Here is a 19,464-nt window from a genome sequence, read left to right on the forward strand (position 1 = left end):
CCGGACGGGCGGCGGGGAACCAGAACGGCGTGCAGGCCGGTCTGGCGGCCGGACGGCGAAGGGCGCCCCGGTCGGTGACCGGGGCGCCCTTCGTGCCGTCGGGGCGGGGACTACAGGCCGAGCTCGGCCTCGAAGTTGCCCGACTCCAGCCGCTCCTTGACCGCGACCAGGAAGCGGGCGGCGTCCGCGCCGTCGATCAGCCGGTGGTCGTACGACAGGGCCAGGTAGACCATCGACCGGACGGCGACGACCTCACCCAGCTCCGGGTCGTTGACCACGACCGGACGCTTGACCACGGCACCCGTGCCGAGCATCGCCGACTGCGGCGACGGCACGATCGGGGTGTCGAAGAGGGCGCCGCGGCTGCCGGTGTTGGTCAGCGTGAAGGTCGCCCCGGCGATCTCGTCCGGGCTGATCTTGTTGGTCCGGGTGCGCTCGGCCAGGTCGGCGATCCGCTTGGCGATACCGCCCAGGTTCAGGTCGCCGGCGCCGTGGATGACCGGCACCATCAGACCCCGCTCGGTGTCCACGGCGATGCCGAGGTGCTCCGAGCCCGGGTAGGTGATCGTGCCGGCGTCGAGGTCCATGCTGGCGTTGACGATCGGGTACGCCTGCAGCGCCTCGACCGCCGCGAGGGCGAAGAACGGCAGGAACGACAGCTTGACGCCGTGCCGCTGCTGGAACGACTCCTTGGCCCGCGCCCGCAGCTTGGCGACCTTGGTGACGTCCACCTCGACCACGGTGGTCAGCTGCGCCATCTCGTGCAGCGACTGCTGCATCCGCTTGGCGATCGTCGCGCGGATCCGGGGGAGCTTCTCGGTCGTGCCGCGCTTGGCGCTCGGCTGCGGCTTGGTGGCCGGCTTGGCCGGGGCCGCCGCCGCGGCGGGCTGCTGCGCCGGGGCCGGCGCGGCCTTGGCGGCCTTCGCCTTCTCCGCCGCCTCCAGCACGTCCTGCTTGCGGATCCGGCCGCCGACGCCGGTGCCGTTGACCGAGGAGAGGTCGACGCCGTGCTCGCTGGCCAGCTTGCGCACCAGCGGGGTCACGTAGCCGGCGGCCTCCTCGCCGCCCTGGGCGGGCGCCGACGGGCGCTGCGGGGCCGCAGCCGACGGCACGGCCTTCTGCTCGGCCTGCGCGGGCTGCGCCGAGGTCTCGGCCTCCGCCGACGGCTCGTTGTACGACATGCCCGGGGTCGGCTCCTCGACCTTGGGCTCCGGCTTGGCCTCGGCCTTCGGCTCGGGCTTCGGTTCCGGCTTGGCCTCGGGCTTGGCCTCCGCCTTCGGCTCGGGCTTCGGCTCCGGCTTGGCCTCGGCCGGGGCGGCGCCGGCGGCACCGATCACGGCCAGGTCGGCGCCGACCGCGGCGGTCTCGTCCTCGGGAACCTTGATCTCCAGGACCGTGCCGGCCACCGGCGACGGGATCTCGGTGTCGACCTTGTCGGTGGAGACCTCCAGCAGCGGCTCGTCCACCTCGACGGTGTCGCCGACCTGCTTGAGCCAGCGGGTGACCGTACCCTCGGTGACGCTCTCGCCGAGGGCCGGCATCTTGACCGGGGTGCCCTCGCCCGACGGCGCCGGCGCGGCCTTCTCCTGCGGCTCCTCGACGGCCGGCTGCTCCGCCTCGGCCTGCGGCTCCTCGGCGGCCTCGGCGGCCTCCTCGGCCGGCTCCTCCTGCTGCGGGGCGGTCTCGCCGCCGCCGGTGGACTCGCCCTCGCCCGCGATCACGGCCAGCTCGCTGCCGACCTCGGCGGTCTCGTCCTCGCCGACCACGATCCGGCTCAGCACGCCCGCCGCCGGGGACGGGATCTCGGTGTCGACCTTGTCGGTCGACACCTCGAGCAGGGGCTCGTCGACCTCGACGGTGTCGCCCTCCTGCTTGAGCCAGCGCGTGACGGTGCCCTCGGTGACGCTCTCACCGAGCCGGGGCATGGTGACCGATACCGGCATCTTCAAAGACTCCTTCATTCCCCTGGTGGGATCATCGCCCGTCGCCGGACGCCGCGGTTGTCGTGATCAGGCGTGTGCGTGCAGCGGCTTGCCGGCGAGCGCCAGGTGCGCCTCGCCCAGGGCCTCGTTCTGCGTCGGGTGGGCGTGCACGAGCTGCGCCACCTCGGCCGGGTACGCCTCCCAGTTGTAGATGAGCTGCGCCTCGCCGACCATCTCGCCGACCCGGGCGCCGACCATGTGCACGCCGACGACGGGGCCGTCCTCCACCCGGACGAGCTTGACGAAGCCGGCCGTCTTGAGGATCTGGCTCTTGCCGTTGCCGCCCAGGTTGTAGTTGTAGGTCTTGACCTTGTCGGCGCCGTACTGCTCCTTGGCCTTCGCCTCGGTCAGGCCGACCGACGCCAGCTCCGGGTCGGAGTAGGTGACCCGCGGGATGCCGACCTCGTCGATGACGGCCGGGTTCTGGCCGGCGATCTCCTCGGCCACGAAGATGCCCTGCTGGAAGCCCCGGTGGGCGAGCTGGAGGCCGGGCACGATGTCGCCGACCGCGTAGACGTTGGGCACGCTGGTGCGCAGCCGCTCGTCGGTCAGCACGTAGCCGCGGTCCATCTTGACGCCCTGCTCCTCGTAACCGAGGTCGGCGGTGTTCGGGCCGCGGCCGACGGCGACCAGCAGCAGCTCCGCCTCGACGGTGTCACCGCCGGCGATGGTGACCTTGACGCCCTTGTCGGTCTTCTCGACCTTCTCGAACGGCTTGCCGACCTTGAAGTTGATCTTCCGCTTGCGGAACGCCCGCTCCAGCGCCTTCGAGGACTCCTCGTCCTCGGCCGCGACCAGCCGGGGGAGCGCCTCGATGATCGTGACGTCCACCCCGAAGGACTTCCACACGCTGGCGAACTCGACGCCGATCACGCCGCCGCCGAGCACGATCGCCGAGGCCGGGACCCGGTCGAGGGTGAGCGCGTGGTCGCTGGTGATGACCCGCTCGCCGTCGACCTCCAGGCCGGGCAGGCTCTTGGCGTACGAACCGGAGGCCAGCACGACGTTGCGGCCGGTGTAGCGCTTGCCGTCGACCTCGACGACGTTCTTGCCGACCAGCTTGCCGTGGCCCTCGACGATGGTGATCGACTTGTTGCCCTTGAGCATGCCCTGCAGGCCCTTGTAGAGCCGCGAGATCACGCCGTCCTTGTAGGCGTTGACCCCCGCCATGTCGATGCCGACCAGCTCGGCCTTCACGCCGAACTGCTCCGACTCGCGGGTCTGGTCGGCGATCTCGGCCGCGTGCAGCAGCGCCTTGGTCGGGATGCAACCGTTGTGCAGGCAGGTGCCGCCGAGCTTGCCCTTCTCGACCAGCGCGACCTTCAGGCCCAGCTGGACGGCGCGCAGGGCGGTCGCGTAGCCGCCGCTGCCACCTCCGAGGATGACGATGTCGAAGGTTGCGTCGTTCGGCTCGCTCACGTCCAACTCCCAGGTCGCGTCACTGCTTCGGGGGTCACGGCGGGGCAACACGGGCACACCCCACCTCGGTCATCTTGTCACCACCGCCCGCCGCCCGCGTAGTGAGGTGCCCAACGACACGTCCGTGGCACGTACGCTTGGCACTGGCTTCGATGACGTACCTGAGGGGGAGACGCTCGGTGGGACTGTTCCGGCGACGCAGGAAGACCCGGGCGGTCAGCCTCGACCGGGCCGCCGACCGCGCCGACCTGGAGCACCTCGAGGGCTTCGTCCGCAGCCGGCGCGGGGTCGAGGCGTACATCGAGCCGCGGACGACCGTCACCGAGACCACGGTCATGCTGATCGCCGACGACGGGGAGTGGACCCGCCGCCGCATCGACGGCCCCGACGGCGCCCGCCGCTTCGCGTACCGGATGGGGATTCCGGTCTACGACGTGCGTTTGATGGGCTACCCGCAGCGGATGCGCGACTACAACGAGCGCCGCAAGCGCCGCCCCGAGCTGTTCTGACCCCGGCGTCGCGCGCCGGGAACGGAAGAGGGCCCCTCGTCGACGAGGGGCCCTCTTCTTCCGCGTACGTCAGCCGTTGGCGGCGACGTCCTCCACGAGGTGCAGCAGCGTGCGCACCGGCACGCCCGTGCCGCCCTTGGTCCAGTAGCCGGTCGGCTCGCCCGAGTGGTAGCTCGGGCCGGCGATGTCGATGTGTGCCCAGTCGACGTCGGAGCTGACGAACTCGCGCAGGAACACCCCGCCCTGGAGCATGTGCCCGGCCCGGTCCATGCCGGCGTTGACCTGGGAGATGTCGGCCACGTCGGAGTCCATGCCCTTGCGCACGTCGTCCGGCAGCGGCATCGGCCAGGCCGGCTCGCCGACCGCGTCGCCGGCGGTGCGGACCCGCTCGCACAGCTCGGGGCTGCCCATCACACCGGCGATCCGCTTGCCCAGCGCGACGACCTGCCCGCCCGTGAGGGTGGAGGTCTCGAAGAGGTAGTCGCAGCCGTCCTCGCAGGCCCGCGCCATCGCGTCGGCCAGGATCATCCGGCCCTCGGCGTCGGTGTTGAGCACCTCCACCTTCTTGCCGTTGTACATGCTGATCACGTCACCCGGCCGGTACGACCGCCCGGACGGCATGTTCTCCGCCATCGGCAGGTACGCCGTCACGGCCACCGACGGCTTGAGCGCGGCGACCGCCAGCATGGTCGCGGCCACCGCGGCGGCGCCGCCCATGTCGGACTTCATCTCCCACATGCCCTGCGCGGGCTTGATCGAGATGCCGCCGGTGTCGAAGGTGATGCCCTTGCCGACCAGCGCGACCCGCTTGCCGTTGCCGCCGCCGGCCGGGGTGTAGCTCAGCTTGACCAGCCGCGGCGGGGCCTCCGAGCCCTGCCCGACGGCGATGATGCCGCCGTACCCACCGGCGGCCAGGGCCGCCTCGTCGAGGACCTCGACCGTCAGGCCGGCCTCCCGAGCGGAGTCCGCCACCGAGTCGGCGAAGGACGGCGGGCGCAGCTCGTTCGGGGCGGTGTTGACCCAGTCCCGGCTGCGCCGGACCGCGTCGCACACCACCTGGGCGCGGGCGATCTCGGCCCGGGCGCCGGCGTCACCGGCGTCCGGCACGGCGACGAGCACCTCGGCCACCGGCTCACGCCGCGACGGCTGCGGCCGGGTCTTGTAGCCGGCGAAGCGGTAGCCGCCGAGCAGCGCGCCCTCCGCCACCGCGCGCAGCGCCGCAGGCGCGTCGGCGTCGTCGGGCAGCGGCAGCGCGAGCGCCACCCGCGGCGCGCCCGCGAGGGCCCGTACGGCCCCGCCGGCGGCCCGGCGCAGGGTCTCCGGGGCCGGGGCGGCGCCGGTCGGCTCCGGCCCGAGCCCGACGGCGGCGACCACCGGGGCGGTCACGGTGCCCAGCGTGGCCAGCTTGATCACCTCGCCGGGGGCGCCGGTCGCGCCGAGCAGGGCCAGCGTCTCGGTCAGCTTTCCGTCGAAGGCGGCGGCGATGCTCTCCGCGCCGCTGGCGAGCAGCAGGGTTCCGGCCAGGCCGGTGGTGGCGTCCTGCTCGCCGGTCTGGCTGTGCAGGCCGATCACGATCGCGTCGACGGCGAGTTCGGCGGGGTCGGTGTCGACCAGGCTCAGGGTGGTGCTGGGCGATGTCACTGAAGCTACTCCGGGCGGGCCGGGCCGGTCGCGTCGTCGCGTACCGGCGATGGAGGTCTCCGGCGGAACGTACCCGCCGGAGGTCGGGGCTGTCCCGCCGACGGCTCCGACGGGTCCCGCCGATGCTAACCAGCCGCCCAGCTCCCGGTAAGTTCCCACCCATGACCGACGTGACCTCCGACGCCGCCGCGACCCGGCTGCGCCGTTCTCCGCTGCACGAGCGGCACACCGCTCGCGGCGCCAAGTTCGCCCCGTTCGGTGGCTGGGAGATGCCGCTGGAGTACGCCGGGGGCGGGGTGCTGAAGGAGCACACCTCGGTGCGGACCGGGGTGGGCGTGTTCGACGTCTCCCACCTGGGCAAGGCGCGGGTGACCGGGCCGGGCGCGGCGGAGTTCGTCAACGCCTGCCTCAGCAACGACCTGGGCCGGATCGGGCCGGGCCGGGCGCAGTACACCCTCTGCTGCGACGACGCCACCGGCGGCGTGGTGGACGACATCATCGCCTACCTGCACGCCGACGACCACGTCTTCCTCATCCCGAACGCCGCGAACACCACCGAGGTGGTGCGCCGGCTCCGCGCCGCCGCCCCGGCGTCGGTCACGGTCACCGACGAGCACGAGGCGTACGCCGTCCTCGCCGTGCAGGGCCCGCGCTCGGCCGAGCTGCTCGGCGCGCTGGGCCTGCCGACCGGGCACGACTACATGAGCTTCTCCACCGCGACGCTCGACGGGGTGGAGCTGACCGTGTGCCGCACCGGCTACACCGGGGAGCTGGGCTACGAGCTGGTGGTGCCGGCGGCCGACGCGGTCGCGGTCTGGGACGCGCTCTTCGCGGCGGGCTCCGACCTGCGCGCCTGCGGGCTGGCCGCCCGGGACACCCTGCGCACCGAGATGGGGTACCCGCTGCACGGTCAGGACCTGTCGCTGGAGATCACCCCGGTGCAGGCCCGCTCCGGCTGGGCGGTCGGCTGGGACAAGCCGGCCTTCTGGGGCCGCGACGCGCTGCTCGCGGAGAAGGCCGCCGGTGCGAGGCGTACGCTGCGCGGCCTGGAGGCGGTCGACCGGGCGATCCCGCGCCCCGGCATGACGGTGCACGTCGGCGACGCGCAGGTCGGCACGATCACCAGCGGCACGTTCTCGCCCACCCGCAAGCAGGGCGTCGCCCTGGCGCTGCTGGACACCGCCGCGAAGCTCGCCGACGGCGACCTGGTGGAGGTCGACATCCGTGGGCGCCGCGCCCGGATGCGCCTCACCCGTCCCCCGTTCGTGACCCCCTCGGTCAGGTGACCCCTGCCCCGGCTCCCCGGTCAGACCGGGGGGCGGGGGCGTTCGCCGGCGTCGAGGACGGCCTGGGTCCAGCCGCCCTCGATGACGCCGGTGCCGTCGAGCACGGCCCAGTCCACGACGTCGGTGGCCTCCACGACGACCGGTGAGCCGATGCGCACTGTCGGGTCGGTGTTGGCGTCGGAGGCGCTGGCGGCCACGATCCGCTCCGGGGTGTCCCACGAGGTCACCCCGGCCCAGACCAGCTCCGGGCCGTCGTCGCCGGGCAGGCCGTACTTCACCACGAGCTGTGTCTCCGGCGGGAGCTGGCCGGCGAGGAACCGGGCTCGGATGTCACCCAGCCCGGCCCGGGCGGTGGCGACCGCCTTGCTCATCGCGTCGCCCGCCCGGGCGTAGCGCACGTCCGGCTGGATGCCGGCGAAGAGGGTGGCGCAGGCGGCGGCGTAGTAGCGGCCGTCCGGCCCCGGATGTCCGGCGGGCGGGCGCAGGCTGAGGAACGAGTCGGCGTCGGGGTCGGTGGCCGGGTCCAGCTCCAGGCGCAGCAGCACCGGCGCCGTCGCGCCGTGCTGTTCCGGATTGCCGTACGCCACGGCGATGTCGTGCCCGGTCACGGTGGCCAGCACCGGCAGCTGCACGAACGCCGGCACCTCCTCGCCGGAGAGCCCGTCGGTCCAGTCCCGCAGCAGCCGCCGGGCGGCCCCGGTCATCACCGCGCCCCAGGCCCGGGTCAGGTGGTCCGGCACGCCCTGGGTCTGCAATTCCAGCAGCCCGAAGCGGCGCAGCCCCTTCGTGGTGAACCAGAGCCCCTCGGCGTCGGAGGAGTAGGGCACCAGCACCCAGTCGACCAGCCGGATCCGCCCCTGGGCGTCGGGCAGCGAGCGCAGGGCCGTCGCCGGGTCGAGGAACTGCAGGCCGAACACGTCCACGACGTCGCCGTCGACGGACTCGGCGACGGCGGCGGCCACCGCCCGGGCCGCCCACTCGTGGGCCGGCGGCCAGCCGGGCCGGTACTCGGCCTGCACCACGACCAGGTGGCTCGCGGCGGCCAGCCGGGCCAGCTGCGCCTCGGTGGCGCCGAACGCGGTGAGCAGGTCCGGCGGCAGCTCGGGGAACTCGGCGATCGGCCGGGTGTCCACGCTCATCAGCGGGCTGTCGAGCATGTGCCGCGCCAGCCCGTGTACCGGCTCCGCCAGCCGGCCGGTGAGCCGCGCCACCGCCGTCTTCGCGCTCACCTTCGGCAGCCCCGTCATGGGCACCAAATAGGTCGCGCTCAGCGACTCCGGAACCGGTACGGGCAGGAAGTCGTCCGTGATGAGCATGTCGTCCCCCGGTTGGCCGCGCCGGTGCTGTCGTGGGAGAACGCTACCCGTCGCGGTGTGCCCCGTTCAGCCGGACAGCACCACTCCCAGGTAGACCAGCGTGGTGACCACCTCCACGGTCGCGCCGAGCACGTCGCCGGTGACGCCGCCGAGCCGGCGTACCACGTGTCGCAGCAGCCCCACCGCGACGGCGAGGGCGACGGCGACGGCGAGCGGCCCCTGCCACGGGCGGCCCGGCACGGCCGCGAGCGCCGGCAGCGCGACGGCGACCGCCCCGGCGGCCAGGGCGACCGGCCCGACGGTGCCCGCGACCAGCGCGCCGAGGCCCTCGGGACGGGCGGCCGGCACCCCGCGCCGGCAGGCCACCGCCACCCCGAGCCGGCCGGCGGCGGTCGCCGCGACCACCGCCGCGAGCGCCGCCGGCCACGACCGTCCCGCCAGCTCCGCGAGGGCGGCCGTCTGCACCAGGAGTACGACCACCAGCGCGACCACCCCGAACGGGCCCACGTCCGGCTTCTTCATGATCTCCAGCGCGGCCGTTCCCCGCCGGTACGACCCCAGCGCGTCCACGGTGTCGGCCAGCCCGTCGAGGTGCAGCCCCCGGGTGAGCAGCGCCCCGGCGCCGACGGTCACCGCCGCCGCGACCAGCGGGGGCGCGAGCGCACCCGGGAGCAGCAGGACGCCGGCGAGGACGACGCCGAGCAGTACGCCGACCGCCGGGGCGAGCGCCATCGCCGTGCCCGCCACCGACCGGTCGATGCGGCCGGCGCGCACCGGCAGGGTGGTGAAGGTGGTCAGCGCCAGCCGCGCCCCGTCGGCGAGCCGCGACTCAGCCGGCACGCCGGCCGGACGGGTCCACCGGCTCCGTGTCCGGCCCGGTGCCGTCCGGCGCGCGGAAGTCGGGTTCGGTGCTGGTCGGTCCGGGGCCGGCGGGCTCCGGCTCGCGGAAGTCGGGTTCCGTGCTGGTCGGTCCGGGGCCGGCGGGCTCCGGCTCGCGGAAGTCGGGCTCGTCGGTGTCCGGCCCGGCCTCTTCCGGCTCGTCGTCCTCCTCGCCGCCGCCGAGCGACGGGTGGGCCGGCAGCGCGGCGGCCAGCGCCAGCACCGAGCGCAGCAGCGGCAGCGCGGCCAGCGCGTTCGCGCCCTCGCCCAGGTCGAGCCGCAGGTCGAGCAGGGGCGTCAGGCCGAGCACGTCGGCACCGAGCCGCACGGCGGGGTGCCCACCGTGGTCGGCCAGCAGGCACCAGTGCCGGGCCTGCCCGGCCAGGTCGCGGGTGACCATGGCGGCGGCCACCCCGACCGGCCCGTCGAGCATGACCGGCAGCCGGCGGGCGGTGGCGCCGAGCAGGACGCCCGTGGCCACGGCGACGTCCCCGCCGCCCAGCTCGGCCAGCACGTCCTTGGCGCTGCGCGGCGAGTTCCGGGTGCGGTGCAGGGCGTCGCGTACCGCCGCGCACCGCCGCATCCAGGCCGCGTCGTCGATCTCGCCCGAGTCGGTGACCACCCGCCTGAGCACCGCCGGCGCCTCGGCGCCCGCCGTCGCCACCAGCACCGCCGCCGCGGCGGCCTCGGTGCCGGCGCCGCACGCCCCGAGCACCAGCAGTCGTACGCCCGCGTCGGCGGCCTCCTCGGCGAGCCGCCAGCCGTACCGCAGGGCGGCCTCGACCTGCTCTCCGGTCAGCGTCGGCTCGGTCTCCATGGGCGCGGACGTCGGGGCCTGGACCACCTGGAGCTCGGCGCCGCTCTCGGCCGCCAGCCGGGCCAGCGCCCCCCGGCCGGCGCGGGCCTGCCGGGCCCGCCGCGCCGATTCGCCCGCCACGGTGCCGGCGGCGGCGTCGCCGAGGTGGTCGCCGTGCAGCAGCAGCACCCGCACCTGGCCCCACGGGGCCGGCGTGGCGGTGCCCTGGGTGGCGGCGGCGAACCCGACCGCCCGCTCCAGCACGCCCAGCCCCGATCCGGGCACGTCCAGGGTGGCGAGCCGCTCGATCGCCTGCGGGCCCGTGTACTCGTCGGGCATGGGCAGTTCCATGCCGGGCTGGATGACCAGGCCCGTGGCGACCATCGGCAGCGCCATGGTCGGGGCGGCCCAGGCGGTGCCGTCCGGCTCGGCGCCGCCGGCGGCACCCGGGGTGCCCGGCGGCGGCGTGCCGGGGGTGAACACGGCGGGGGAGGGCTCCGGCTCGGCCCGGCCGACGACGGGGGCGACCGTCGCCGGATCGGCCTGCGCGGGACCGGCCTGCGCGGGCACGGTGGCCGGCTGCGGAGCGCCCGGCTTCAGCCAGGCCGCCTGGCCGGCGACCACGAGGACCACGGCGTCGCAGGCGTCGGCGACCGCCCGGTTGGCCGCCCCGAGCGCGTCGGTGAAGGCCCGGCCGAGCGGGGTGGTGGGCACCAGGGAGAGCCCGACCTCGGGGCTGACCAGCACCAGCCGGGCCGCGCAGGAACGCACCGCCGCCGCCAGCTCGGCGATGGTGGCGGTGTCGTCCGCCGGCTGGTGGGCCGGGTCGAGCAGCACGGTCGCCCAGCCGCCGAGGTCGTCGACGAGCAGCGTCTCGTTCGGCCCGGCGGAGGCGATCACGTCCGCGAGGCGGCGCGGGTCGTCCGCGGTCTCCTCGGTGGTCCAGGTCTCCGGCCGACGGGCGCGGTGCGCCGCCAGCCGGGCCGCCCACTCCGCGTCGTCGACGGGCGCGTCGGCGGCGGTGGCCACGTAGCGGACCGTCGGCGCGTCGGCGACCAGGGACTCGGCGAACTCGGACTTTCCGGACCGGATACCGCCGAGCACCAGGACCGTGTTCCACCCGTCAACGGACATGCCCGTACTTTAGAGCCAGCACCCGGGCGCGGCCCCCCGGAGGTGCGTGGTGCGGCCGGCTCTCACCGGGTGAGCGGTTCCGACCGGCCGGCCAGCAGCCCGACGCCGGCCCAGACCGACCAGCCGGCGAAGGACGGGACCAGCACGAGCAGCGACAGCGCGCCGTCGGCGGGCGCGGCCCTACCGGGGGGTCTGGTACTGGAAGTCGTTGGGGTTGACCGCCGCCGGCTTCGGGTCCTCCTGCCAGGCGCCCTCCCCGGGCCGGGCCACGAGGGCGTCCAGCAGGTCCTCCCGCTCCATGTGTGCGGCCCCCACGATGCCGCCGCGTACCGCCATCGCCCGCAGCGCCTCGGTGTCCTTGTCGTGCAGCGGTTCGTCCATCGTCGCCTCCTCCAGGCCCGTCGGCGGTCGGCGACCGCCCCGTCGCGCGTCCCGCGTGCGTCAAGGAGGCCCATACCCGGACAGGAGCCGGGGAACCCTGCGCCGCCCGGGCGGCGGTGCCCGCCGGACGGATGTCGGGCCGCCCCGCGCGCGGCCGACTACGCTGGCGGGGGTTCGTCCCACGGGACATCAGCGGCGAGGGGAGACGCGGCATGGCGTGGAGCTGGCGGTACGAGGGCGCGAACGGTGAGTCGGTCGAGGGGCCGGCGGAGTCGTTCAGCAGCCAGGCGGACGCCGAGTCCTGGATCGGTCAGGCCTGGCGGGAGCTCGCGGCGTCCGGCGTCACCTCGGTCGCGCTCGTCGAGGACGACCGGGTGGAATACCGCATGAGCCTGCTGCCTCCGGCGGAGTGATGGCCGGCGACCGCCCGGGGGGCGAGCCGTTGGTGCTCGGCGTGCCCCGGGCGGCGTTCCGGCCCAGCCCGGTCTTCCTCGCCCTGGTCGCGCTCTTCGTGACCAGCGGGGTGCTCACCTGGAACGGGTTCGGCAACGTCCGGCTCGACGTGTTCCTCTTCGTCGTGTCCGGCTGGCTGGTCTCGCTCTGCCTGCACGAGTACGCCCACGCCGTCGTCGCGTTCCGGGCCGGCGACCGCAGCGTCGCCCACCGGGGCTACCTGACGCTCAACCCGCTGAAGTACAGCCACCCGTTGCTGTCGATCGCGCTGCCGGTGGCGGTCGTGCTGCTCGGCGGCATCGGCCTGCCCGGCGGGGCGGTCTGGGTGGACCGGCACGCCATCCCGGGGCGGCTGCGGCACACCCTGGTCAGCCTCGCCGGCCCGGCCACCAACGTGCTGTTCACGCTGGTCCTGGTGCTCGCCGTACGCCTCGGGGCGGCCGGCGGCGGGCCCGTCGAGTTCTGGGCGGCCGTGGCGCTGCTGGCGTTCCTCCAGCTCACCGCGAGCGTGCTCAACCTGCTCCCGGTGCCCGGCCTCGACGGCGGCAACATGATCCAGCCGTGGCTGAACCCGCAGTGGCGCAGGATGTACGACCTGTTCGCCCCGTTCGGCTTCATCCTGCTGTTCGCGCTGCTGTGGAACCCGCGGATCGGCGGCTGGTTCTTCGACGCCGTGTTCGCCGTCGGCGACTTCCTCGGCCTGCCCCCGTGGCTCTACGCCCTCGGCCTGGACCTGATCCGCTTCTGGCAGGGCTGATCCGCGGCCCCCGCCGGCACGGTCCTGCCTGGCGGTCCGGCCGCTGCCGGCGTGGTCCGGTGGCGTGGGGTGGTGCGGTCGCGGCCCGGCCGGCCGTGTTGCGCGCCCGGCCGGGCCGCCACGCGTCACGGACGCTCGGCGGGAGACTCCGTGCGGGCCGGGTCGCGCTCGACGATCGGGTCGATGACCTCGTCGATCGCCTTGAGCAACTCGGCGTCGAGCTTCACGCCGGCCGCCTTGACGTTGTCGTGCACCTGCTCCGGGCGGGTGGCGCCGACGATCGCCGAGGAGACGTTCGGGTTCTGCAACACCCAGGCGACGGCGAGCTGCGCCATGCTCAGCCCGGCCTGCTCGGCCAGCGGCTTGAGCCGCTGCACCCGGGTGAGGACCTCGTCGTTCATGAACCGGGAGATGAAGCCCGCGCCCGACTTCTCGTCGGTGGCCCGGGAGCCGGCCGGCGGCGGCTGCCCCGGCAGGTACTTGCCCGAGAGCACGCCCTGCGCGATCGGCGACCAGACGATCTGACCGATGCCCAGCTCCTCGCTGGTGGGGACGACCTCGGACTCGATGACCCGCCAGAGCATCGAGTACTGCGGCTGGTTGGAGACCAGCGGGATGCGCAGCTCGCGGGCGAGCCGGTGGGCCTCGCGGATCTCCGACGCCCTCCACTCGGAGACGCCGATGTAGAGCGCCTTGCCGGAACGCACGACGTCGGCGAAGGCCTCCATCGTCTCCTCCAGCGGGGTGCTGTGGTCGTACCGGTGGGCCTGGTAGAGGTCCACGTAGTCGGTGCGCAGCCGGCGCAGCGAGCCGTTGATCGACTCCATGATGTGCTTGCGGGACAGGCCCCGGTCGTTGCGACCCGGCCCCGTGGGCCAGTACACCTTGGTGAAGATCTCCAGGCCCTCGCGCCGCTCGCCCTCCAGCGCGCGGCCCAGCACGTCCTCGGCGCGGGTGCCCGCGTACACGTCGGCCGTGTCGAAGGTGGTGATGCCGACGTCCAGGGCGGCCCGGACGCAGGCGAACGCCGCGTCCTCCTCGACCTGCGAGCCGTGGGTGATCCAGTTGCCGTACGAGATCTCGCTGACCATCAGGCCGGAACGGCCCAGGTGACGGAATTCCATGACTCGACCCTAGCCCGTTCGGATCATGCCCACCCCTCGTGGCGACCTCGGTGTCGCTCAGAGCACGGGGCTGGTGTCCACGAGCAGCCGCTCGATCTCGGCGACGACCTCGTCGCGGTCGCGGTGCACCGGCTCGATCAGCGGCGCGCCCCGGCGGTCGAGCGCGCCCCAGCGGCCGGTGCCGTCGCCGACCAGGAACGCGACCGGGTGGACGACCAGCGCCGGATAGGTCGGCGCCACCAGCACCTTCCCGGCCCGGTTCACCACGCCGCGCCGGCCGGCCACCTCCACCACGGCCAGCCCCTCCTCGGTGAAGCCGTCGACGTACCGGCCGTCGGCCAGGACGGTGGCGAACCCGTGGTGCCGGGTGGGCACCACGATCCGGCCGTTGCGGTCGACCGCACCCCAGCCGTCGCGGCGGACCACGGCCACGCCGCGCTGGAACGGGCGTACGTCCGCGAAGCCGTGCGGCACCACCACCTCGCCGGTGGCGTCGATCGCCACCCAGCCGGCATCGCCGCCGTCGGACACCCAGGCCAGCCCGTCGGAGAACGAGCGGACCACCGGGTACGACGGTTCGAGCACCATGGCGCCGGTGCGGTCGACCAGCGACCACCGCTCGGTCTCGGGGCGCCGCACCCAGGCCAGCCCGTCGCGGAACGGCTGCGCCTCCGCGTACTCGGCCGCGATGACCATCTCGCCGTCCGGGTCGGAGAAACCCCACAGGTCGCCGTCGCGGGCCGGCGCCGGGGGCCGGTCACGCTCCAGCACCTCCTCCCGGCTGCGGGGGTACGGCCCGAAGCCCGTCTCCGCGACCCGCTCCGCCACCGCGTCCAGGCTCAACCGGATCCGGGCCTGCAACTCGGGGTCCTGGGTGCCGCGCAGGTCCAGGGCCCGCTCGAAGTGGTGACAGGCCTCCATCAGCCGGCCCTGGTCGTAGCAGGACCGTCCGGCGTGCTCGTGCAGCACCGCGCGCAGCCGCTCGGGCAACTCCGTGGAGTTCGCCTCGGCGAAGAGCCGGTCGGCCTCGAGGAACTCGCCGCGCCAGCGCAACACGTGCGCCAGCCGCGCCTGGGCCACCGCCGTACGCCGCAGCTCCCCGGTCGCCTCGGCGTAGGTGAGCGCGAGCCGACCGTCCGCGAGGGCGTCGTCCAGCTCGCCGAGGATCCGGGACGCCACCGCCCGCAGGCTGAGCAGCCGGGCGCGCGACTTGTTGTCCACGGCGGCGCCCAGCTTCTCGGTCAGCCGCCGCCGGATCGTCCGGAACTCGTCCGGCTCCTCCACGATCTCCCGCAGGCTGGCCGGATCGAGCCGCCACCGGTAGCTCGCCAGCACCTGCTCCGGGTCACCCTGCGCCGCACTCTGGCGCCCGGCGTCCCGCGACCCGCCGGGCACCTCGGCGCCCCGCGGCTCACCGGCGCTCGTCCCGGCGGCCCGTGGCGCGGCGGCCCGTGGCCCGGCGGTGCCCGGTTCGGTGGCCCGTGATCCGGCGGTGCTCGTTCGGGCGGTGTGGTGCTCGGCGGTGCTCGCTTCGGTGGCTCGTGATTCGGCGGCGCTCGTCCGGGCGGTGTGGCGTTCGGTGGTGCTCGGTTCGGTGGCTCGTGATTCGGTGGTGCCCGGTTCGGTGGTGTGGTGCTCGGTGGTGCTCGTTCCCGCGGTGTCTGACTCGGCGGTGCTGGGCGCGGAGGTCCGCTCCGCGCTCGTCGACGGCACCTGAACACCGAGCGGCGTGGCGGCGGGCGGTGTGGCGCTGGATGGCGCGGCGTCGGGCGAAGCGGCGTCCGGTGGCGCGGACACCGGCCGTTCTTCCTCGTCCGTGGGTGGTGCCGAGGTGGCCCACGCCGATGGCTGCGGCATGGGCGGCGCGGACACCGGCTGCGCTGGCGCGGTGTCCTTGGAAAGGGCGGAGACCTCGTGTGCCGACGGCGACGGGACAGGAGGTGCCCAGGGCGCGGACGACACCGGCTGCCTCGGTGGCGTCGACATGGGCGGCACGGACACCGATTGCGTCGACGGCTCGGCGGCGGACGGGCCTGGCAAGGCGTCCGTGGGAGGCGCTGAGGTTACCGGCGGCGCGGAAACGGCCTGGGCGGGCACAAGGTCTGAGGCGGGTGCGGAGACAGGCTGCGGTGCCTGCGACAACGCGCCAGGGACGATGGCCGAGGGCGGCGCCGATGCGGCGGGCGGCGCGGAGACCGGCTCGCCCGGCAGGGCGGACACCGGTTCGGCCTGCGGCGCGGCAGCGGCGGACGTGTCCTGCGCAGGCGCGTACGAATCGGCCGCGACGGGCGGCCCGGGAACGGACGGGGCCGGTGGCATGGCAATGGCTTGGGCCGGCGGCGCGGGGACAGGCTCAGCCGGTGGCGTGGCGATGGGCTGGGCTGGTGGCATGGCAATGGCTTGGGCCGGCGGCGCGGGGACAGGCTCAGCCGGTGGCGCGGCGGTGGGCTGGGCTGGTGGCATGGCAATGGCTTGGGCCGGCGGCGCGGGGACAGGCTCAGCCGGTGGCACGGCGGTGGGCTGGGCCGGTGGCGCGGCGACAGGACGCGGCGCCGGTGCGGCCGGGGCCGGCGCGCCCGTCCCGGCCGGCGGCTCGACGGCAGAACCGGTCCGGGGCACCTCCGCCGGTTCCGCCGGAGGGCCGGAGACGGGGGAGACCGGTGGTGCGGACACCGGTGCCGCAGCGCCAACGGGTGGAGCGGACAGGGGACGCGGATCGGCCGTGGCGGGTGGAACACCATGGACGTTAAAAGCCTTCGGTGACAACCATGGTGTTCCACCGGCGGGCTCAGCCCGGTCGTTCGGCACCCGCTCGACCGGTTCGTGCGTGGTGGTCGTGGCGTGTGGGTCCGTGGTGGGTGTGGCCGAGGTGCCCGTGTCGGTCGCGCGCGGGGAGGCCGACGGCGCTGATCCGGGCTGTGCCGCTGCCTTCGGGGCGGTTCCATTCGCCGCCACCGGATCGGGCACGGCCGGCTGCGCCCGGGCTGCTTCCGCCGATACTTCCGACATCGGGCGTACGACCGGCGCCGCAACGTCCGGGACCGACGGTGGTGCCGACACGGGCCGGGCAGGAGGTGCGGAGGCCGGGCGCGGCTCGGGTGACGCGGAGTTGGTCCCCCCGGGAGGTGCGGAGACGGGCGCTGTGGAGTCGGTCTGCACGGGCGCTGCGGGCGCTGCGGGGGCGAGCGTCGCGGGCGGTGCGGGGACGGGTGGCGTGGACGGTGCGGGGACGGGTGGCACGGGCGCGGTGGAGACCGGCTGCTCCGGCGGCGCGGCGATCGGCGGCAGGTCCGCCGGCGTCGGTTCCTGATCGGCCGGTGGGACCGGGACCGAAGGCATAGGGGACGTCGGCGTCGGTTCCTGATCGGTCGGTGGGACCGGGACGGAAGGCGCAGGGGACGTCGGCGCAGGTGCGGGGGCCGGGCCGGCGGGCGGACCGGACACCGGGACGGACACGGAAGGCGCCAGCCCAGCGGGCGAACCGGGTACCGGCTCGGGAAGGGCGGGCGCAGGCGATGCCGACCCAGCGGGTGAGCCGTACACCGGCTCGGAAAGGGGAGATGCGAGCGGTGCCGGCGCTGTGTGCGGGGCCGGTACGACCGGTGGGCCGGACGCTGGTGGCGTGGCCGGCGACACCGGTGCGGGGCCTTCGGGGGCGGCCCCGGTCCGCGGTTCGGGATGGTCGTGAGCGGGCTCGGGCGACGCGGCACCGTCGTCGGCAGGCTTCGGCACCGACGTGTCGCCGTCCCGGGTCGGCACGGCGTCGACGCTCGACCTGCCGCCGGGAGTCGACGCGCCGTTCGGAGCCACCGTGCCACCCGGTGCCGCCGTGCTGCTCGAAGTCGACACGCCACGCTGCGCCGCCGTGTCGCTGGGAGCCGACGCGCCACTCGGCGCCGCCGCGTCGCTGGGACCCGAGGCGCCATTCCGCGCCGCCGTACTGCTGGGAGTCGGCGTGCCGTTCAGCGTCTCCGTGCCGTTCGGGGTCTGCCTGCCGTTCGGGGTCTGCGTGGCGGCCGGGGGAGCGTCAGCCTGACCGGTGGGCCGCGCCTCGTCCGGCGTGACCGGGGGCGGGGTCACGGGCCGGGACGGTCGGAACCACGCGTCCGGCCCACTCGGCGTGGGTGCCTGGGGAGGTGGCGGGACGGCCGGTGTGGGCGGGCCGCTCGGCGGTGGCGGGACGTACCGCCTGGGCCTGTCGGGCGCGATGGGCGCCTGCGCTGCCGGGACGTCCTGCCTGGCCGTGCCTGCGGTTGCCTGGTCCTCCGGCGAGCGGTGCGGCGCGGCCGGAGGGGTGGCGGACGGCCGCCCTGACGGCGTGGGGGTCGCGGGCTGTGTCACGGACCGGGCTTCGTCGTGCCCGCCGCCCGGGTGCGGCGTCGGTGCGTCCGGACGGGCCGGTCCTGGGCCTGCCGGAGCCGGACCGGACACGGAGCTGGCTGTCGCCTGACCGGCCGTGTCGGCGGTCGTTTCCGGGGCCGGACCGGGCACCGTGCTGGCTGTCGACTGCCGGGCCGGGTCGGCGGTCGTCGCCGGGGCCGGGCCGGACACCCTGCTGGCGGTCGCCTCCGGTGCCGGCAGGAACCCCAGGCGCAGTCGGTCGCCGGGAGGCGCCGAGACCGGCGTGGCGTCGTCCTCGGGGGCCGGGCGGGGCGTGCGGCCGGCGGGCGGGAACGGTTCCCCGGGCGCAGGTCGGGCGCCGGCAGCCGGCGGCCCGTGTACCGGCACCGGCGGGGGCACGGGCACGCCGGAAACGGGGGCCGAGGGGATCGGGGCGGGTGAACCAGGCGCCGACGTTCCGGGCTGCCCGGCGGTCGGGCCGGCGGGCGACACCGGGCGGCCGGTGGCCGGAGCCGTCGGGCGGCCGGTGGCCGGAGCGGCGGGCGGCACCGGCCGCCCGACCACCTGGTCCGCCGGACTCGCCGGCGATGGGTGGCGGGCGTCCGGGCCTGCCGGCGATACCGGGTGGCGGCCGTCGGGACCTGCCGGCGACACCGGGCGGCTGACGGCCGGGCCTGCCGGCGACACCGGGGCCGGGGCGGGACCCGCTGGCGGCGTCCGCCCGGCGAGGGGGCCTGCGGGTGACACCGGTCCGGTGACCGGACCGGCAGGCGAGACAGGACCGGCGGGCGACACCGGCCGGCCGCGGACCGGCGCGGTCGGGTCGGGCCTGTCGGAGCGCGGCAGGTCGCGGGCCGGCGCGGGGGAGACGGGGCGGCCCGGGAGCGGAACGTCCCCCGCCGGGGCCCGGAAGCCCGCCGGTCCGGGCGCCGGCGGCCCGGAGGTCGGGGCGCCGTAGGCGGGAGATTGCGGCCGCTGGTCGTACCCGGGCGGGAACGGCGGAGTCGCGGCGTCCTGGGGGCGCTCGGCCGGTCGCCGGTGCTCGGGGCGGGGTTCGGCGCGCCGCGCCGCGTCCCGGTCGTGGCCGGGCCGCAGGGGACCGGGCGGCGGCCAGGGCAGGCCGCCGTCCTGCTGGGGGTGCCCCCGGTACGCCTCGGCCTCCCGATGGGCGTCCGGCCGGGCAACCCCGCGCGGACCCCGCTCCGGGTACGTCTCGGCACGCGCCGCCTCGTGCGCCCGCCGGCGCTCGTCCGGAGGCGGCTGCTGCCGTCGGTCGTCCGGAGGTGGCTGCTGCCGTCGATCGTCCGGAGGTGGCTGCTGCCCGGCGGGAGCCCGGTCGGGGCGCGGCCACCCGTCGGCGGGTACGCCGGCCTCGCGGCCCCGCCCGCTGGAGCCGCGGTCCCACTGCGGGTCGGCGGAGCGCTCCGACTGCGGAGCGGCCGGACG

General features: G+C 75.6%; 15 protein-coding genes. 6 read left to right on the plus strand and 9 right to left on the minus strand.

Annotated elements, in window-relative coordinates; all coding sequences use genetic code 11:
* Window positions 1-110: 110 nt before the first annotated feature.
* Both sucB and lpdA read right to left on the minus strand, forming a co-directional pair.
* A complete protein-coding gene (gene sucB / locus ACLQ22_RS13325) occupies window positions 111-1,943 on the minus strand; it encodes a 2-oxoglutarate dehydrogenase, E2 component, dihydrolipoamide succinyltransferase (RefSeq protein WP_425692541.1) in 1,833 nt (610 codons plus the stop codon).
* Between the two features lie 66 nt (window positions 1,944-2,009).
* Window positions 2,010-3,401 carry a dihydrolipoyl dehydrogenase gene (lpdA, locus tag ACLQ22_RS13330; protein ID WP_357880187.1) on the minus strand — a complete coding sequence of 464 codons (1,392 nt, stop codon included), beginning with the start codon at window positions 3,399-3,401 and terminating at the stop codon, window positions 2,010-2,012.
* Between the two features lie 179 nt (window positions 3,402-3,580).
* Here lpdA and ACLQ22_RS13335 point away from each other — a divergent pair, with 179 nt between their 5' ends.
* On the plus strand, window positions 3,581-3,910 hold the full coding sequence (locus tag ACLQ22_RS13335; protein ID WP_358092132.1) for a hypothetical protein: 330 nt from the start codon (window positions 3,581-3,583) through the stop codon (window positions 3,908-3,910).
* Between the two features lie 69 nt (window positions 3,911-3,979).
* Here ACLQ22_RS13335 and ACLQ22_RS13340 read toward each other — a convergent pair whose 3' ends face one another.
* Window positions 3,980-5,551 (minus strand): leucyl aminopeptidase, encoded by a 1,572-nt coding sequence (locus tag ACLQ22_RS13340; protein WP_425692542.1) that lies wholly within the window; start codon window positions 5,549-5,551, stop codon window positions 3,980-3,982.
* Between the two features lie 161 nt (window positions 5,552-5,712).
* Between ACLQ22_RS13340 and gcvT the strand changes: the two genes are divergently transcribed.
* Window positions 5,713-6,837, plus strand: a complete 1,125-nt coding sequence (gcvT, locus tag ACLQ22_RS13345; RefSeq protein WP_425692543.1) for a glycine cleavage system aminomethyltransferase GcvT — start codon at window positions 5,713-5,715, stop codon at window positions 6,835-6,837.
* A 20-nt stretch (window positions 6,838-6,857) separates the two neighbouring features.
* On the opposite strand, the gene ACLQ22_RS13350 is transcribed toward gcvT, so the two are convergent.
* From ACLQ22_RS13350 to ACLQ22_RS13365, 4 genes are all read right to left on the minus strand, one after another.
* Window positions 6,858-8,153: a DUF2314 domain-containing protein gene (locus tag ACLQ22_RS13350; RefSeq protein WP_425692544.1), complete on the minus strand. Its 1,296-nt coding sequence runs from the start codon at window positions 8,151-8,153 to the stop codon at window positions 6,858-6,860.
* Window positions 8,154-8,219: 66 nt separating this feature from the next.
* Complete coding sequence (gene cobS / locus ACLQ22_RS13355) at window positions 8,220-8,993, minus strand: adenosylcobinamide-GDP ribazoletransferase (protein WP_121400904.1); 774 nt, start codon at window positions 8,991-8,993, stop codon at window positions 8,220-8,222.
* On the minus strand, window positions 8,983-10,962 hold the full coding sequence (locus ACLQ22_RS13360; protein ID WP_425692545.1) for a bifunctional adenosylcobinamide kinase/adenosylcobinamide-phosphate guanylyltransferase: 1,980 nt from the start codon (window positions 10,960-10,962) through the stop codon (window positions 8,983-8,985). The genes cobS and ACLQ22_RS13360 overlap by 11 nt, the downstream gene beginning before the upstream one ends.
* 180 nt (window positions 10,963-11,142) lie before the next feature.
* Window positions 11,143-11,343, minus strand: a complete 201-nt coding sequence (locus ACLQ22_RS13365) for a hypothetical protein (RefSeq protein WP_121400450.1) — start codon at window positions 11,341-11,343, stop codon at window positions 11,143-11,145.
* Between the two features lie 212 nt (window positions 11,344-11,555).
* On the opposite strand from ACLQ22_RS13365, the gene ACLQ22_RS13370 reads away from it, so the two are divergent.
* Together ACLQ22_RS13370 and ACLQ22_RS13375 are read left to right on the plus strand one after the other, a co-directional pair.
* Window positions 11,556-11,756: a hypothetical protein gene (locus ACLQ22_RS13370; protein ID WP_121400451.1), complete on the plus strand. Its 201-nt coding sequence runs from the start codon at window positions 11,556-11,558 to the stop codon at window positions 11,754-11,756.
* Window positions 11,756-12,553, plus strand: coding sequence for a site-2 protease family protein (locus ACLQ22_RS13375; RefSeq protein ID WP_366641969.1), 798 nt, complete (start codon window positions 11,756-11,758; stop codon window positions 12,551-12,553). Before ACLQ22_RS13370 ends, ACLQ22_RS13375 begins: the two co-directional genes overlap by 1 nt.
* A gap of 125 nt (window positions 12,554-12,678) precedes the next feature.
* On the opposite strand, the gene ACLQ22_RS13380 is transcribed toward ACLQ22_RS13375, so the two are convergent.
* Together ACLQ22_RS13380 and ACLQ22_RS13385 are read right to left on the minus strand one after the other, a co-directional pair.
* Window positions 12,679-13,677: an aldo/keto reductase family protein gene (locus tag ACLQ22_RS13380; RefSeq protein WP_425692546.1), complete on the minus strand. Its 999-nt coding sequence runs from the start codon at window positions 13,675-13,677 to the stop codon at window positions 12,679-12,681.
* Window positions 13,678-13,734: 57 nt separating this feature from the next.
* Window positions 13,735-15,072: a WG repeat-containing protein gene (locus tag ACLQ22_RS13385; protein WP_425692547.1), complete on the minus strand. Its 1,338-nt coding sequence runs from the start codon at window positions 15,070-15,072 to the stop codon at window positions 13,735-13,737.
* 139 nt (window positions 15,073-15,211) lie between these two features.
* Here ACLQ22_RS13385 and ACLQ22_RS13390 point away from each other — a divergent pair, with 139 nt between their 5' ends.
* Both ACLQ22_RS13390 and ACLQ22_RS13395 read left to right on the plus strand, forming a co-directional pair.
* The gene (locus ACLQ22_RS13390) at window positions 15,212-15,394 is read left to right on the plus strand and encodes a hypothetical protein (RefSeq protein ID WP_425692548.1); all 183 of its coding nucleotides are present in this window, start codon (window positions 15,212-15,214) and stop codon (window positions 15,392-15,394) included.
* Window positions 15,395-17,413: 2,019 nt separating this feature from the next.
* Window positions 17,414-17,713 carry a hypothetical protein gene (locus tag ACLQ22_RS13395; protein WP_425692549.1) on the plus strand — a complete coding sequence of 100 codons (300 nt, stop codon included), beginning with the start codon at window positions 17,414-17,416 and terminating at the stop codon, window positions 17,711-17,713.
* Window positions 17,714-19,464 lie beyond the last annotated feature (1,751 nt).

Origin of the sequence: Micromonospora sp. DT178, from assembly GCF_049841695.1 — a bacterium.
GTDB lineage: Bacteria > Actinomycetota > Actinomycetes > Mycobacteriales > Micromonosporaceae > Micromonospora.

Coding starts and splice junctions, on each gene's coding strand:
- sucB (WP_425692541.1), bottom strand. CDS start 1,943: ATGCCGGTATCGGTCACCATGCCCCGGCTCGGTGAGAGCGTCACCGAG.
- gcvT (WP_425692543.1), top strand. CDS start 5,713: ATGACCGACGTGACCTCCGACGCCGCCGCGACCCGGCTGCGCCGTTCT.
- ACLQ22_RS13350 (WP_425692544.1), bottom strand. CDS start 8,153: ATGCTCATCACGGACGACTTCCTGCCCGTACCGGTTCCGGAGTCGCTG.
- ACLQ22_RS13360 (WP_425692545.1), bottom strand. CDS start 10,962: ATGTCCGTTGACGGGTGGAACACGGTCCTGGTGCTCGGCGGTATCCGG.
- ACLQ22_RS13365 (WP_121400450.1), bottom strand. CDS start 11,343: ATGGACGAACCGCTGCACGACAAGGACACCGAGGCGCTGCGGGCGATG.
- ACLQ22_RS13370 (WP_121400451.1), top strand. CDS start 11,556: ATGGCGTGGAGCTGGCGGTACGAGGGCGCGAACGGTGAGTCGGTCGAG.
- ACLQ22_RS13375 (WP_366641969.1), top strand. CDS start 11,756: ATGGCCGGCGACCGCCCGGGGGGCGAGCCGTTGGTGCTCGGCGTGCCC.
- ACLQ22_RS13380 (WP_425692546.1), bottom strand. CDS start 13,677: ATGGAATTCCGTCACCTGGGCCGTTCCGGCCTGATGGTCAGCGAGATC.